Origin of the sequence: Hymenobacter wooponensis (assembly GCF_004745865.1) — a bacterium.
GTDB classification, from domain to species: domain Bacteria; phylum Bacteroidota; class Bacteroidia; order Cytophagales; family Hymenobacteraceae; genus Hymenobacter; species Hymenobacter wooponensis.
The window spans coordinates 379,550-395,140 of record NZ_SRKZ01000005.1 but is presented as its reverse complement, the minus strand read 5'-3'; the positions used below and the strand labels follow the sequence as shown (position 1 = coordinate 395,140).

At 58.3% G+C, this 15,591-nt stretch carries 13 protein-coding genes; 11 read left to right on the top strand and 2 right to left on the bottom strand.

The window, feature by feature from the left end; translation table 11 throughout:
* The first annotated feature begins 22 nt into the window (after positions 1 to 22).
* Entirely contained in the window at positions 23 to 892 is an 870-nt protein-coding gene (locus tag EU557_RS18700) for a transglutaminase-like domain-containing protein (protein ID WP_135532085.1), read from the top strand.
* A gap of 97 nt (positions 893 to 989) precedes the next feature.
* On the opposite strand, the gene EU557_RS18695 is transcribed toward EU557_RS18700, so the two are convergent.
* Both EU557_RS18695 and EU557_RS18690 read right to left on the bottom strand, forming a co-directional pair.
* Entirely contained in the window at positions 990 to 1,601 is a 612-nt protein-coding gene (locus EU557_RS18695) for a redoxin domain-containing protein (protein ID WP_135531991.1), read from the bottom strand.
* A 107-nt stretch (positions 1,602 to 1,708) separates the two neighbouring features.
* Positions 1,709 to 2,368, bottom strand: coding sequence for a 4'-phosphopantetheinyl transferase family protein (locus EU557_RS18690; protein WP_167855271.1), 660 nt, complete (start codon positions 2,366 to 2,368; stop codon positions 1,709 to 1,711).
* Positions 2,369 to 2,659: 291 nt separating this feature from the next.
* Here EU557_RS18690 and EU557_RS18685 point away from each other — a divergent pair, with 291 nt between their 5' ends.
* The 10 genes from EU557_RS18685 (at position 2,660) to EU557_RS18640 (ending at position 15,480) form a co-directional block, all read left to right on the top strand.
* A complete protein-coding gene (locus tag EU557_RS18685; protein ID WP_245326320.1) occupies positions 2,660 to 3,592 on the top strand; it encodes a WD40 repeat domain-containing protein in 933 nt (310 codons plus the stop codon).
* A gap of 101 nt (positions 3,593 to 3,693) precedes the next feature.
* Positions 3,694 to 4,731, top strand: a complete 1,038-nt coding sequence (locus EU557_RS18680) for a DivIVA domain-containing protein (protein ID WP_135531988.1) — start codon at positions 3,694 to 3,696, stop codon at positions 4,729 to 4,731.
* A 153-nt stretch (positions 4,732 to 4,884) separates the two neighbouring features.
* Entirely contained in the window at positions 4,885 to 5,244 is a 360-nt protein-coding gene (gene folB / locus EU557_RS18675) for a dihydroneopterin aldolase (RefSeq protein ID WP_135531987.1), read from the top strand.
* A 481-nt stretch (positions 5,245 to 5,725) separates the two neighbouring features.
* Positions 5,726 to 6,262 (top strand): RNA polymerase sigma factor, encoded by a 537-nt coding sequence (locus EU557_RS18670; protein WP_167855270.1) that lies wholly within the window; start codon positions 5,726 to 5,728, stop codon positions 6,260 to 6,262.
* A gap of 18 nt (positions 6,263 to 6,280) precedes the next feature.
* Complete coding sequence (locus EU557_RS18665) at positions 6,281 to 7,144, top strand: HEAT repeat domain-containing protein (RefSeq protein WP_135531985.1); 864 nt, start codon at positions 6,281 to 6,283, stop codon at positions 7,142 to 7,144.
* A 92-nt stretch (positions 7,145 to 7,236) separates the two neighbouring features.
* Positions 7,237 to 8,016, top strand: coding sequence for a DUF4097 family beta strand repeat-containing protein (locus EU557_RS18660; protein ID WP_135531984.1), 780 nt, complete (start codon positions 7,237 to 7,239; stop codon positions 8,014 to 8,016).
* 48 nt (positions 8,017 to 8,064) lie between these two features.
* Positions 8,065 to 8,784: a DUF4097 family beta strand repeat-containing protein gene (locus EU557_RS18655; RefSeq protein ID WP_135531983.1), complete on the top strand. Its 720-nt coding sequence runs from the start codon at positions 8,065 to 8,067 to the stop codon at positions 8,782 to 8,784.
* 513 nt (positions 8,785 to 9,297) lie between these two features.
* Entirely contained in the window at positions 9,298 to 11,772 is a 2,475-nt protein-coding gene (locus EU557_RS18650) for a TonB-dependent receptor (protein ID WP_135531982.1), read from the top strand.
* A 361-nt stretch (positions 11,773 to 12,133) separates the two neighbouring features.
* Positions 12,134 to 12,553, top strand: a complete 420-nt coding sequence (locus EU557_RS18645; RefSeq protein WP_135531981.1) for a BlaI/MecI/CopY family transcriptional regulator — start codon at positions 12,134 to 12,136, stop codon at positions 12,551 to 12,553.
* Positions 12,550 to 15,480: a M56 family metallopeptidase gene (locus EU557_RS18640; RefSeq protein WP_135531980.1), complete on the top strand. Its 2,931-nt coding sequence runs from the start codon at positions 12,550 to 12,552 to the stop codon at positions 15,478 to 15,480. The genes EU557_RS18645 and EU557_RS18640 overlap by 4 nt, the downstream gene beginning before the upstream one ends.
* The last annotated feature ends 111 nt before the right edge of the window (positions 15,481 to 15,591 follow it).

The following is a 15,591-nucleotide window of genomic DNA, read 5'->3' as shown; positions in this document are numbered from 1 at the left end:
CGCCGACCCGCAGCTTAACTCCATGACCAACAAAGAAATCAAAGCCCTCATCTCCCTGCTCGACGACCCGGAAATTGCTCCGCAGATCCAAGAGAAAATCCAGACGCTGGGTGAGAGCATCATTCCCTTCCTCGAAGAATCGTGGGAAGAAACCTTGGATACTCAGCAGCAGCAGCGGCTCGAAGATCTGATTCATCATCTGCAGTTCGATGGTCTGCAGCAGCGCCTGCGCGTGTGGCGCGACTCCGGCGGCGAGAACCTGCTGGAGGGCATGTGGCTCCTGAACTCCTACCAATACCCCGACGCTGATTTTCAGGTGCTGAACCGGGCCATTGAGCAGCTGCGCTTCGAGGTCTGGACACTCCTGCAGCCCGAAATGCACCCCGCCGACCAGGTCCAGACCCTGAACCACGTCTTGTTCCGGACGCACAAGTTCGCGGCCAACACTCAGAATTTCCATTCGCCGGCCAACTCCATGCTCCACCTGGTGCTGGAAACCCGGCGCGGCAACCCTCTCACGCTGTGCGTGATTTACCTGCTGGTGGCCCAGCGCCTCAAACTGCCCGTGTACGGTGTGAACCTGCCCAACCTGTTTGTGCTGACCTACCGCCCAGAAACGCCGGCTGTGGAGCCGTTCTACATCAACTGCTACAACCGAGGGCTGGTATTGTCACGCACCGACATTGAGCACTACATCGGCCAACTCAACCTCACGCCCAACGAGATATTCTTCGAGCCCTGCTTCCATATCGATATTGTGCGCCGAGCATTGCGCAACCTGCAGCTGAGCTTTGAGAAGCTGCAGGAACCCGCCAAAGCCGCTGAAGTAGGCCAGCTTCTGGCTATCCTCACCGACTCGCCCAACACGGATGCGGCTCCGGATGAAGAGTAGTCTGCTCTTGAGTTAACTACACAAACAAAAAGCTTCCTGCATACTGCAGGGGGCTTTTTTGTTTCTATGGTTGGGCTAATCCGAAAATAGGACTGGCCTAGTTTTGCTTGATCAGGCAGCCTGCTGCTCGTTTGTCGGCGACGCCGGCGGGGCGGCCGGCCAATATGTTGTCGAGGGCCTGCTGGAGGTAGCGCTCCTTCACGTAGCTTTCTACTTGCGCGTTATCATCAATGGCACCTTTGTAGCGGACGGCAAACCCGTCGCCTACGGGTTGCAGCAAGATGGATTCCGGCGTTTTTGTGGCACCCAGCATGGCGCTTACCTTCTGGCCTTCATCCACTAGCAGCGGAATGTCGGCGCCGCCCGTAGTCTTGATTTTGAGCTTTTCGGCAGTGTTGCCATCAGCACTGGCTTCCAGGTTGATGGGCGTATCAATGAACAGGAACTCCACACCCCGGCCGTTGTAGCCCGAAGCGAGGGTGCTCAGGCGGTTTTGGTACAGGCGCGAGAAAGCGCAGTTGGGGTTCACGAATACTACCACAATTGCCTTCCGATCCGCGTAGCTCTTGAGGGCTACTTCCGTATTGGCGCTGTTCTTGAGGCTAAAATCAGAAACCGAACGGCTGCCCTGAGCCCGGGCTACACTTACTGCCACGGTACAGAAAAGCAGGGCCGCTGCAGTGATGATGGAGATTCGACGAAGAGACATGCAGGAGAGGTGAGGTTGTGAAGGAGTAAAGGTGTGAATTTGATGTGTTGGCGGCACTTTCTGCGCAACGAGAGCTAAGTAGGCCAGTAGAACAGCAACTCACCACTTCACAAATTCACCATTTCACCGAGAGCGTAAGTTAGGACGTAATCCGGATGTAAGCGCTGGTAATGGATCTGGTGTTGGCTGCGAGAGTTTTCGAGGAGCAGGTGTCCCGTCAACACACCGGCCTCTCGCAGCCCAAACGGTTCGAGCAATAGTTGCTCTTTAAACACCAAGCCCCGGCGGCTGTGCAGCTTGTAAAGCGTCTCCTTGGCACTCCAGTAGAGACTGTATTTAACTGCATCGTCGCCGGCGTCGGCCCGTTCCGTTTCCGATAGAAACCGCGGAGCCAACTGTTGCGCTTTGGTTCTTACTAGCTCAATATCTGTGCCAACCGCCCCGCGCGGGTCCAATAACACGGCTACCCACTCACCAGAATGTGAAATAGATAGGCCTAGGCCAGGCAGCTCCGCAAAATAGGGGCGGCCATTGGGGTCGTTGTGCACCGTAGCGGGAGCATCGTTCACCTCGCGTAGCAACTGATGCGCCAGCACCCGCCCCGCCAGCCACTGCCGAGCGCGCAGTTCGTCGCGCCCATCGGGGTAGCGGGCGAGGTAGTGCGGTTGCGCCGGAAGCAGGTCCCACAAACCGGGGATTGACTCGGTGAGCTGCCAGAGGCCTAGCACGGCCGTTTGCGATACCGGAGTGATGGAGTGTAAAGGCAAGTGGAGGCGATGAAGTGAGAAGAGGATAAGGAATGAAGTAAAGGTACGGCCGTCAGTACGAGCAGAACCAAGCACTCAGAAGACAATACCGCTAATGCGTTTTCAGCTGCTTCCAGTTAATTCATCTCCAGAAAGTCTTGACAGGTGGCCTAGCGTATCTCTCGTCGTTTAGGACTCAACTGTGCCAAGGAAAGATTGACGCCGCTTGATGCCGGAATGTCCTTCGTCCTCGCAATGACAACCGTACCTTTGTTTCCTCTTCACCCATCACTCCATTATCTCATCACCCCCTTGTCTTCCATTCACCGCCCCCAAGTTCAGAAAATAGCCTCCCTCACCGGGCACCGCGACTGCGTGTACGCGCTGGCCGGCACGCCCAGGCAGGAGGTGTTTTATTCCGCCGGAGCCGATGGGCTGGTAGCGGCCTGGAGCGCTGAGCATCCGGAGCGCGATGGTGAGCTAGTGGCGAAAGTAGAAAACAGCGTGTACGCTTTGCTGCACCTGCCCGAGCGGAACTTGCTACTCCTAGGCCACAACTTCCAAGGGCTACAAGCCATTGATCTGCAGGAGAAGAAACTGGCCTACGCCACCGCCTTGCCTCCCGCCGCCATTTTTGATATGGTGTACTCTGAGGCGCGGCAGCGGCTCTACCTTGCCCTCGGCGACGGCACCCTGGCGGTGTTGCGGGCCACCGACTTTAAAGTAGAGCAACTGCTCAAGCTTTCCGATAAAAGCCTGCGCTGCCTGGCGCTGCACGAGGAGCGTGGGGAACTGGCCGTAGGCGGCTCCGATTGGCTGGTGCGGATACTGGATGCTGACTCGCTGCAGGTAAAGCAAGTGCTGGAAGGCGCCACCAACTCGGTATTTACCCTGGCCTACACCCCTGATGGCCGCACCCTGTTCACGGCCGGCCGCGATGCCCACCTGCGCACCTGGGACGTGGCCGCCGGCTACCAGCCCGCGGCCAGTGTGGTAGCCCACATGTTCACCATCAACCATGTGGCTTTCTCGCCCGATGGGCAGTACTTCGCCACCTGCAGCATGGACAAAAGCATCAAGCTCTGGGACGCGGCCACGCTCACACTGTTGCGGGTACTTGACCGAGCCCGGCACGCTGGCCATGGTACCTCCGTAAACAAGTTATTTTGGCCGGGAAGGCAGAATAGGCTAGTTTCGTGTAGCGACGACCGCAGCCTCGCGGTCTGGGAGCTTAGTAGTGAGTAGTGAGAAAAAGGAGGCAATGGTGGCCTAGGCCACTACCCGTAGCCGTCCTGCTTCCCGTACCCGGTTCCTGGCTACTCAATACCTAATCTGTAGTACCACCCATGAAAATTACCGCTCTCGATATCCGGCAGAAAACCTTTGAAAAGGCCTTCCGCGGCCTTGATAAGGATGAAGTACAAGCCTTCTTGCTCACGCTTTCTCAGCAGTGGGAGCGGATGGGCGACGAAAACCGGGATTTGCGTTTGAAGCTCGAACACGCTACGCACGAGGTAAGCAAAATGCGGGAGGTGGAAACCAGCCTTTACCGCACCCTTAAAACCGCCGAAGATACCGGCAACAGCATCACCGAGCAGGCCCAGCGCGACGCCCAGCTGCGCATCCGGGAGGCCCAACTGCAGGCTGAGCAACTGTTGAACGATGCGCGCCAGAAAGCCCGCACCGTGGTAGATGACGCTTACCAGCAAGCTGAGCGCGCCATTGCTGATATGCAGAAGGAAGTGAATGGCCTAGGCCAGGAATGCCAGCGCCTGGAGAACGTACTGGAAGGCTTGGTAGGTGACCTGCACCGCCTGGCTTCTGATGCCCTTGATAAAGTAGAAAAAGCAAAAGCCCGGCCTAAAGCCAGCACGGCCGCCATCCTTTCCCGTGCAGCTAGCGTAAAAGTGAATCGTTCGCAACCCGCCGACGACTCACCTAAACAAGACGCTGCCATGCATACTACTCTTTCTACTACCTCATCTGTTGCTGCCGTTGCGGGCGGCACGGCCGCTTCTTTCGGTGGTTCAGCAGCAGTAGCCGAGCCGCGGCCCGTAGTGGCCCAGCCCGGCGCCTACAACCCCAAGCCCGGCCAGCAGCCCGACCCCGGCGCCCCAGCCCAAACGCCCGGCCCAGAGATTGACCGTCCCGGCGCGCCCCGCGAAAACCCTGGCATCTCGCCTGGCCCCCACGTTGACCCCATCGCGCCATCGCACGTGCCCGACCCAATGGCGCCCCAGGTAGACCCCATCGCTCCCGATATTCAGCCCGTAACCCCTAACCACCCCGAAATTGCTCAGCCTTCTCCGGCTACGCACCCGGGCCACCCAGGCATGGCGGCTGCCGCTACGCTGAGCGAGAAGTCTTTCTTCGACGAAATCTAACACAAGCCTGACGACGCGGAAATCAATCGTTCTGCGTCACTTGCTCCCCTCGAAGCCTACCTTTCCGGTAGGCTTCGTTGTTTTGTAACCGGGAAAAACAGCCAACTAGGCCACTAGCGCGCTTCCCAAATTCACACCTCACAAATTCACCACATGGGTCAGATTGCACTGGAAGGAATGGAGTTTTTTGCTTTTCACGGATACTATGATGAAGAGCAGAAAATCGGCAACAAGTACGGGGTTGACTTATACATCGACACCGACCTGCACGCCGCTGGTGCTTCCGACAAGCTGCACGAAACGGTAAACTACGAGGTGCTCTACCGCGTGGTAACCGAAGAGATGCTGGCCCCGGCTCGCCTCCTGGAGCACCTAGGCCACCGCGTAATGGACCGGGTCATGGAGGAGTTTCCCTACATCGAGGGCGTACGTATCAGCGTCTCGAAGTTCAACCCGCCGCTGGGTGGTATCTGCTACCGCGCCCGCGTAACGCTGGAACGGCGGCGGTCCTAGGCCAGTTGAAGCGCGGCCATTTGACTAGGGAATCACAAACACACGTCATCCTGAGCATTCCGTGCATCAAGCGGCGCCGAAGGGTCTTATCACACCTGAACGAGTCGTTTGGGATAGGTAAAGAGCTAAAAGGAACGTCATGTCGAGCTTGTCGAAACATCTTGCCTGCTGACATTGCAATAATAACCTAATACACCCGCACGTCATCCTGACGCAGGAAGGATCTTACCACGATAGAACGACTGGCCTAGAACAAGCAGTCCATGCGTGAGTAGATTCTTCCTGCGTCAGGATGACGTGCGGGTGTAATGCATTCTGTTTGCTTTAAGCAGGTGCAAAAACAGCAGCGGCTTCGTGGTGCATGGCACTGCGGAGCCGCTGCTGTTTTTGGGAGAGACAAAAATATTTTCCTACCTCTGTAACGAATGGTAAATCGGGTGGTACTCCTCATAACTCTCCCGCAAATAGCTCTTTCTACCCCGTGCAAAGCCCCAGCGACGAAACCCTGATGGAGCAAGTCCGTGACAACGACCTCGACCAGCTATCCACGCTGTTTGAGCGCTACCAAGGGCTGCTGTTTGGCTTTTTGCTTCGGTTGACCAACGACCGAGACACCGCCCAGGATTTAGTGCAGAACGTGTTTCTGCGCATCCTGAAATACCGCACCAGCTACCAGTCTACTCACCCGTTCAAGGCGTGGATTTACCAGCTGGCCCGCAACGTGTACGCCGACCACTGGAAGAAGCACCACGTACCGGCCGGCGACCTAGAAGAAGCCGAGCGGACGCCCACCCTACGCCGCGCCGCCATGGCCGGGGTAGAGGCCTCCTACGAAGGCCAGGATGTACAGGAAGCCATGGCCCTGCTGCCCTCAGCCCAGCGCGAAATTCTGGTGCTGCACCGCTTCCAGGGTTTCGATTATGCCGAGATAGGGGAGATGCTGGGCTGCTCAGAAGGAGCAGCCCGCGTGAAAGCGCACCGAGCCCTGGAGGCCCTGCGTAAAATTTACTTCAGCTGATTTTCCGACTACTTAGTCATGTTACCTACCGAAAACCATTTGCCCACCCCACCCGACTGCTCCGACCTGGAGCCGTTGCTGGTGGACTATGCCGCCCGCACCCTGCCGCCTGCCGAGCGGGCCCAGGTAGCCACCCACTTGGCGCAGTGCCCAGCGTGCCAGGAAAAAGCCGCTCAATACAGCACCCTACTTACCGCCCTCGACGACCTGCCGCCCGTGCTGCCTCCCATGGGTCTGCGCGACGACTTCCAGGCTATGCTAGCCGCGGAAAAAGCGAAGCTGCCTACCAGCAGCCAAGCCAAGGCGCACGAAGCTAAAGTACTACCCCTTCACCCAACCACTGGTGCTACCGCGGCCTCGAACACTGTGATGTGGCTGCGCATTGCGGCTAGTATAGCGCTGCTAGCGGTAGGTACGGTGTTCGGGTTGTTGCTGCGCCAGCCAGCTGCTCCAGAAATGGCTGCTGTTACACCCGCCGCTGATGCCCAGCAACTGGCTGCCCGGCTCACGGCCGCTACGCAGCAGCCCGCTACGGCCAGCCACCGCATTGAGCTGGTGAGCGAAGCTTCCGGCAACTCCCGCCCCGGCGACCCTACCGTGCTGGTGCTCATCAATACCCTCAACGCCGACCCTAACCCCAACGTGCGCTTGGCGGCCGCCGAAGCCCTCTACCGCCTGCGGGCCGACTCGCTGGTAGCGCCGGCCCTGATTCAGGCTCTGCCCGTGCAAACCGACCCCAACGTGCAGATTACCCTCATCGAGCTCCTCGTGAAGCTGCGCGATAAGCAAGCCGTGCCGCAGCTCAAACGCCTCTCACAACGCCCCGATGCCTTGCCCGCCGTGCGCGACCAGGCTCGCCAGGGCATTAATATCCTGATTTAACCTTCTCTTTTTTCTGATTAGGTAGTAGTTCGACTACTGGAGTCCGCGGCTCCTGCCAGTCTTACTAGGCCTATCTGCAACTGACTCTTCTTATGAAAAAGCATAGATTTCTTCTTTTCTTCAGCCTGCTGTTAGCCGGCTCCGCCGCTAAGGCGCAGGAATACCGCACCAAGCTCAGCGGCAACGACCGCAAAGTGGTGATTGAAATGCAGCACGGCAGTGAAGTGACCGTGGAAGGCTACGACGGTGATGAGCTAATCATCAAAGGCGACAAAGCCGAAGAGCCGCCCAAGCGCGCCGAAGGCTTGCGTGCCGTGTATAACTCAGCCGTAGATAACACCCGCATGGGCTTGGCCGTGACGAAAGAGGCCAACACGGTGCGCATTGTTAAGGCTTCGCGGCAGGATGGACACTACACTATTCGGGTGCCGCGCTCGGCTGATGTGGTGTACCGGGAAATGCAGTGGAGCGGGGGCAATGTGGTGCTGCAAAACCTGCAGGGTAAGCTAGAAGTGATGATGAAAAGCTCGGATGCCAAGCTGCTGAACGTGGCCGGCCCCGTAGTGGCCAACAGCACCAGCGGCGACATTACCGTGCGTTACAATACCCTGGGTAATGGGCCAAGCGCCATTACCAACATCAGCGGCGCCATTGATGTGGCCCTCCCCACAGCCACCAAGGCCACGCTGATGATGCGCACCATCTCGGGCGAGGTATACACTGATTTTGACATAGCCTTGCCCAAACCCGCCAACAGCAACGGCCTGACCCAGATTGGGGGCCAAACGCTCAACGGTGCCATTAATGGTGGCGGTACTTCTATATCACTGAAAAACGTGAGCGGCGACGTGTACGTGCGCAAAGCCAAATAGCGCATCCTAGGCCACTACCTATTCTTTCACCTCTCTACTTCCTACCCCATGTTTCGTTTCTTGCTGTTGCTGTCGGTCCTGCTCGGACTGAGCAGCCTGGGAGCTTACGCCCAAAAAGTACTCGAACAAAAGGCCACCCTGACCTCCGGGCAGCGCCTGAACCTGGAGCTGAAACACGCCACGGCTATAAAAATCCATCCGGCCAGCGGCTCAGAGATGGTACTGCGTGCCACCGTCACCATCAACGGCGGACAGCTGAACGAGGCAATCACGCTCACTTCTAGCAAAGCGGCGGAGGGCCTTACCGTCACCTCAAACCTAGACGAAAAGCTGGTGCAAACCAGCCAGCTAACTAATTGCCCCGATGGCGAAGGCGCTACCCGCTGGGGCGGCAACTGGCGCAACGGCCAGGCAACCGGCGGGGGCATTTGCCTGAAAATGGAAGTAGATGTGGCCGTACCCGCCGGCGTGTCGGTGCGCGTGAATACCATCAGCGGCAATATTGAGGTAAACGGCCTCACGGCCCCGCTAGACGTGAAATCCATCAGCGGCTTTGTGGATGTAAACTGGCCTGCCAAAGAGAGTGCCGATGTGGCATTCAAAACTATTACTGGTGAAGTATATACTGATCAAGATATAGCTTTCGTTAATCGCAAAGACAACCCCATTGTGGGCTACCAGGTGCGCGGTACGTTGGGCAGCGGGAGCGGCCCCGCCGTGCGGCTCGAGTCAGTGAGTGGCGATGTGTATTTCCGGAAGCGGAAGTAAGGAGCAAGCTGAGTGATAGCTAGGCCTATCCTTCGCCCAGCCAAGAGGCAGGGAGAGGCCTAGATGGAGCTGAAGGTAGTAGTGATAGGAACTGTGATAGGTGGGCTTGAGAAGAATAAGGTGACAATGAATTATAGAGACCAGGTTATGGGTAGTGTGCTGATAATGAGTAACAAAATGATAAACGAAATATTTCGTAGATTTTATTGCATTTATACAGATACCGCTATATGTTTGTAGTACGAAATGATTCGTAGTAATGAAGGGCTCAGCTCCATCCCGCTAGCGAGCTGAGCAGTCTGAAAGATCCTGTGTGTGCAGTGCGCTTTGGTATTCGGGCCTGAGCGCTATACAAATCAGTAACAACTATTGCCAGGTGGCCTAGGCCACTCCGGGCTACTCTTGCGGCCCCTTACCTATTTCTTCGTTGCCTTTTGCTATTGCTCGCTGAGTTGATAGCCAGGCTGTTACGTGCCTTTATATTTTCCTTTTCAGCTTGCTTAACTCCTTGATATGCTTCGTTATACACTCTTGTTATGGGCGCTTCTGAGCAGCATCTGCACGCTGCAGGCCCAAACGGTATCTGCAACTGGCACAGGCCGCTTAACGGGTACGGTGCTCAACGCTACTACAAAGCAGCCGGTGGAGTTTGCCACAGTAGCACTGCTAAGCCTGGCCAGCTCTACACCCATTACCGGTGCCACCTGCGACGACAAAGGCGCTTTTGTGCTGGATAAATTAGCAGCGGGAGAGTACAAGGTGACGGTGAGTTTTGTGGGTTTCGCGACTAAAACCGTAGAAAAGGTGACCGTAGGAGCCACCACGGTGTCGCTAGGCCAGTTGCTGCTGGCGCCTTCCGCTCAGCAGCTGGGGGAGGTACAGGTGGTGGGGCAGAAGGAACTGGTTGAAACCCGCGCCGACCGCATTGTCTATAACGCCGAGAAGGACATCAGCAATGCGGGTGCCACGGCCGCCGAAATGCTGCGCAAAGTGCCCCTGCTCACTGTGGATGCCGATGGCAACGTGGAGCTGCGCGGCTCCACCAGCGTGCGGGTGCTCATCAATGGCAAGCCCAGCTCTATTCTGGCCAGCAGCGTAGCCGATGCCCTCCGCCGCCTGCCTGCCGACAAGGTGAAGTCAGTGGAAGTTATTACCTCGCCCTCGGCCAAGTATGATGCGGAAGGTACGGGCGGCGTAATCAATATTATTCTGAAAAAGAACGACCTGGCCGGCGTAACGGGCTCCGTAAACATGTCGGCGGGAACGCGCAACAGCAACTTCAACAGCAGCCTCAGCATCCGGCAGGGTAAGCTGGGTATCTCGCCCGAACTGGGCTCCTACGCCCATTATAACCCCAACCGGGGCAGCGTTGACCGCACCGACTTTCTGGGCGAAGGCCAAACGGCCCGGCTGCTCCAGCAGCGGGAGGGCCGCAACAGTGGCGGGGGCATCTACGGGCGGTTGGGCTTTGATTATGACCTGACCGAAAAGGATGCCCTGAACGTGGGTATCTACACCGACCTCTACCACTCCACGGGCACCCAAACGATCCGGTCGAGCTACGTGGCGCCGCAAACCATCGATCAGTTTACGCGGGATATTCGGCGGCCGTGGGGCCCCAACTGGTGGCCCGAGCTGAATCTGAACGGTGGTTACACCCACACTTTTAAACCCAAGCAGGAGCTGAGCCTGCTGGCCCTGCAGAGCCGCTCCGCCAATACCAGCGCCTACAACCTTGAGCAAACCCGCCCCGAGACTGGCCTAGACTACCTGGAAACCAGCCGCAACAAACGGCGCAGCCGTGAAACCACCCTGCAGCTCGACTACACCCAGCCCATTGATAGCACGAACCTGCTGGAGCTGGGGGCGAAAACCATTCTGCGCAACGAGCAGAGCGGCTATCGCATTGAAGCCGACAGCCTCAACGGCCGCGGCTTGGTGTTTGTGCCCGCCCGCTCCAACGAGTTCCGCTACGACCAGAACGTGTTTGCGGCCTACGGCACCTACGGCTTCAGTCTGCCCCAGAATTACAGCATCAAGGCCGGAGCCCGCGTGGAGCACACCCGCGTAAACGGTGACTTTCTATCGAGCAGCACCACGGTGCGGCAGCGCTACACCAATATCATCCCGACGCTGACTATTTCCCGTGATTTTGGGAAAGAGAAGGAGCAAAAGCTTAAGCTGAGCTACGCGCGGCGTCTGCAGCGGCCTTCTATCTACATGCTCAACCCCTACCTCGACGTGAGCAACCGGCGCGTGGCCAGCTCCGGCAACCCGAACCTGACGGCCGAGCTGACCGATGCCTACGAGCTCGGCTACAGCACTACCATCAAGAAAACTACCCTGAACATTTCGGGTTACTGGCGCCAAACCAACAACGCATTTCAGCCCTTCGCCAGCAACGTGCCCGCCAGCCAGCTCATTCCCGGCGACACCTCGAATGCTACTATCTTTTTCACGCGGCCGCAGAACGTAGCCCGGCGCGCCACCTACGGCCTCAACCTGTACGGCTCTACCAAGCTCACCGACAAGTGGACTCTGAACGGAAGCGTAAATGGCTACTACCTGTCGGTGAAAAGTGCCGCGTTGGGCATCGGCAATGAAGGCTGGATTTATAACGGCAACCTCACTTCTGCCTGGACCTTTGAGCACGGCTTGAGCGCACAGGCGGCGGTGTACGTCAACTCGCCCCGGGTGTTTTTGCAGGGCCGTACCAATGGCAACGTGTGGCATACCCTGTCGGTGAAGAAGGAGCTGTTTGATAAGAAAGGCAGCCTTTCCCTGGCCGTTGAAAATCCCTTCGCCCGCACCATCCGCTACGCGGCCACGCTGGAGCAGGAGGGAGTGTTCGTCTCCCAGGACGTGAATTACGGCTACAACCGCGCCGTGCGCCTGAGCTTCAACTGGCAGTTCGGCAAGATGGACTCGGCGCCCGCCAAAAACCGCAAGACCATTCAGAACGACGACCGGCAGGGCGGCAAAGGGTAGGGGAGAGGCCTAGGAGCGTTCTGACACCCGCACCGCATCGGGGGCCCGCTGCATCACGCTGCCTACCACAAAAGCACGTCATTCTGAGCGTGCGCAGGATCTTCTCCCGGGAGCACAAGCCACTAGGCCTGTCGTTGCCATCTGATAAGATCCTGCGCACGCTCAGGATGACGTGTTGGCTTAAACAACCGAGGTATCAGCTTACGAATGCCTATATTATGGCTGTAGTGTTGTGATAGTGAGTTGGATAGGTTGCGTTATTAAATATTGTACGAAATAAATCGTAGATTATAGTTGTATGTACTACATCCTTCGTATATGTTTGATGTACGAACTAATTCGTAGGATAAACAGCCCGCATATGAACAAGTTACCCGCTCCCAAACCTACTGAATCTGAACTGGAAATTCTGCAGGTGCTCTGGCAGCACGGCCCCAGCACTGTCCGGTTCGTGAATGATGAGCTCAGCAAAAAGCGCGATGTAGGGTACACCACCACGCTCAAGCTGCTGCAACTGATGCTGGAGAAAACCTTGGTATTCCGCGACGACGAGAGCAAGACTCACATCTACCGGGCGGCCGTGCGCGAGGAGGAAACCCAAGGCCTGCTGCTCGACCGTTTCGTGGAATCAACCTTCGGCGGCTCGGCGATGAAGCTGGTAATGCAGGCCCTTGGCAACCGCCGCACCTCCCAGGAAGAGCTCCAGCAGATCCGACGCTTGCTCAACGACATCGAGATTAAGAACGACACCACCCCACCCTCAACCGACGAAGCCCTATGAACTGGCTCGAACAACTCATGCCGCCCGCGCTCATCCGCGCTCTGGGCTGGACCTTAGTGCACTCGTTGTGGCAAGGCGCGGTGGTTGCGCTGGCGCTGGCGGGCCTGTTGCTGCTATTGCAGCGGCACCGGGCGGTGGTGCGCTACAACACGGCGGCCGCAGCCCTCGTGGCTCTGCTCGTGCTGGCTACAATCACGTTTGGGCGATATTACGCCGCCGCTCGTGCTGAGCAGCAGAATGTTGCCGCTGTAACAACTGAAACTGTTGTGGCAGATGCCCCTAGCACAACAGCGGCCCCGGCTCAACAAGCAGTGGCAAGCGTAGTGCCTGCTACAAAGGCCTCGGCAGCGCTAGCCGCAGTAGCTCCGGCAGCATCCCCGGCTCCGGCTGGCTTGCAGGCTTGGCTGACTTACTTTGATCAGAATTTGCCCGTATTGGTGGCCGCTTGGTTGCTAGGCCTGTTGGCTATGACCCTGCGCTTACTCGGCGGACTGGCCTACGTGCAGCGCCTGCGCCGCTACCGGGTGCAGCCCCTGGCTGAAGAGTGGCAGCAGCGCCTGAGTGTCCTTGCTAGTCGGGCCGGTTTGCAGCAGCCGGTTGAGTTGTTAGAGTCGGCGCTGGTGCGGGTGCCGGTGGTGGTAGGCCACTTGCGGCCGGTAGTGCTGCTGCCCCTGGGCACCGTTACGGGCCTGAACCAAACCTACCTGGAGGCCATTCTGGCCCACGAGCTGGCTCACGTAGCGCGCCGCGACTACCTGGTGAACCTGCTGCAGTCGGTGGCCGAAACGCTGTTCTTCTACCATCCGGCGGTGTGGTTCCTGACGGCTTGCCTGCGCACTGAGCGCGAAAACTGCTGCGACGATATGGCCACCACCATGGTAGGCGGCAACCCCCTCACGGTGGCCCGCGCCCTGGCCGCCCTGGCCGAGCTAAGCGCCGTGCCAGCCGCTCCGGCTCAATTAGCAATGTCGGCGCTGGGGCCCGATGGCTCCGTGCTGGGCCGCATCAAGCGCCTAGTACAAGGGCGCACGGCGCCCACGTTCTCCGAAGGCTTTATGGCCGCCTGCGTGGTATTGGGCGGGATGGTGCTCCTGACTTCGGCGGTGGCTATTGCTGACCCTAGGCCAGTGAGCCCCGACAACCAGGATGGCGCCCTCAGCAAGCTACCGTTCCTGCAAGCAGAACCCGATACCAGTCTGGTACCACCGGTGGTAGTGGATGCCGATGATGCTGAGGAGGCCGAGGATGCCCTGGAAATAGTGGACGAAGCTGAGGGGGCGCCCGCCATGCAGGACGATGATGACGACAAGGATAAAAAGCGTCGCAAGCGTGCCAAGCATGTAGTAGTGGTGCAGGAAGGTGCCCGCCGCAACGGCTCCGTCGTTATTGAGAAAGACAAGAAAGGCCGCCTGACAGATTTGTACGTGGATGGTCGGCGAGTAGAAACAGCCTCCGCTGATAAGAAAAGCAAGAAGAAGAAGACTCAGGACGTGGAGGTAATTCGGGTGGGGCCCAACGGCCAGGTGTGGAGCACCACTCCGGGGGCTGATTTCCGCTTCAATGATAATTTCTCCCGTGTATTTACCATGCCCAGAGGTGGTATGAGCGAGGCTGATTTAAGCCGGATTCGTCGGCAGGCAGAGGTAGGAACCCAGTTGTGGCGTGTTAATCCGGAGCTGAAAGCCCTCACGTTTAACATCGACCGCAGTGAGCTGGAGCGCACTACGCGCCGGGCCTTGGCTCAGGCTGAGCGGAACCTGCAAGAAGCGCAGCGCAATACTACCTCTGAGGAAGAACTGGCGCGGCTGGAAAAATCATTGGACAAGCTCCGTGACCAGCGCGAAGAGTTGGAAGACCGCCTACGGGAGGGCAGCGATGAGAGCCGGCAGTTTGAGGAGCTCAGAGCACCCAACGGCAACTTCCGGGTGCTGAGCGGGAATGTGTTCCGCTTGGAAGACGGCGAAACTACCCGCCGCGTAGCCGACGCCGCCCGCAGAGAAAGTGACCTAGCGCGGCGCGAAAGCGACAAGGCTCGACGGGAAGGCGACATGGCCCGCCGGATCAGTGAGCTAGACCGCCAGCGCGATGCGGCCTACAAGCAGAAGAATCAGAAGGAAGCCACGCGGCTAGGCCAGGAGATAACTGCCCTGGAGCGGCAACTGGCAGCCGCCCACCGCGAGACGGAGGCCGCCCACCGGGAAACCGAAGCAGCTCATCGCGAGACCGAGCGGGTAGAACGTGAGACCACCGCACGGGGAACGGCCCGCCTGAGTAGCAGCACCCGCAACGGTGGCGACGAAGCCCTGCGCCGGGAGCTACTCAAGGATGGTCTCATTGAGGACGATGGCAACTTCCAGTTCAAGCTCAATAGCACGGAGCTGGTTGTGAATGGTAAGAAGCAGTCGGCTGCCTTGCACGCAAAGTACCTGAAGCTAGTGGAGGCCCAAACGGGCAATAAGCTGAGCAAGGGTTCTTACAACATTACCCGCAACACAAACAGCAACAGCAGCACGAGCTACGGCGATGCACCCGCGCCGCCTAGGCCACCCCGGGCCCCGCGAGCAATGACGCCACCCGTGCCGCCGGTTCCGCCCGCGCCAGCAGCACCCGCTGCCCCTGCTGCCCCTGCTGCCCCTGCTGCCCCCGGCGCACCAGGTGCCCCCGGTGTGCCTGCCCCGCCCGCACCTCCAGCGCCACCCCGCCTTGACTCCGACGAAATTCGCGCGGAGTTACGCAAGGATGGCCTGCTGGGCGCCAGTGAGAAAGCCTTTCAGTTTCAGCTCAATGACGAGGGCATGAAAGTGAACGGCAAAAAGCAGTCTGATACCTTGGCCGACAAGTACCGGCGGATGTTGGATGTTCCGACTACCAAAGACTCGAAAGGCAGCAAAGCCCGCCGCAACATCCAGATCAATGTGAGTGAATAGAGGCCTGACCTCTCCTCAAAAAGGCCGCCGCTGCAACGGCGGCCTTTTTTTATTGTGAAGTTTCTGTGAAGAGGCAACGATAGGGGCAGTGTCTGCATCTATAGCCACATT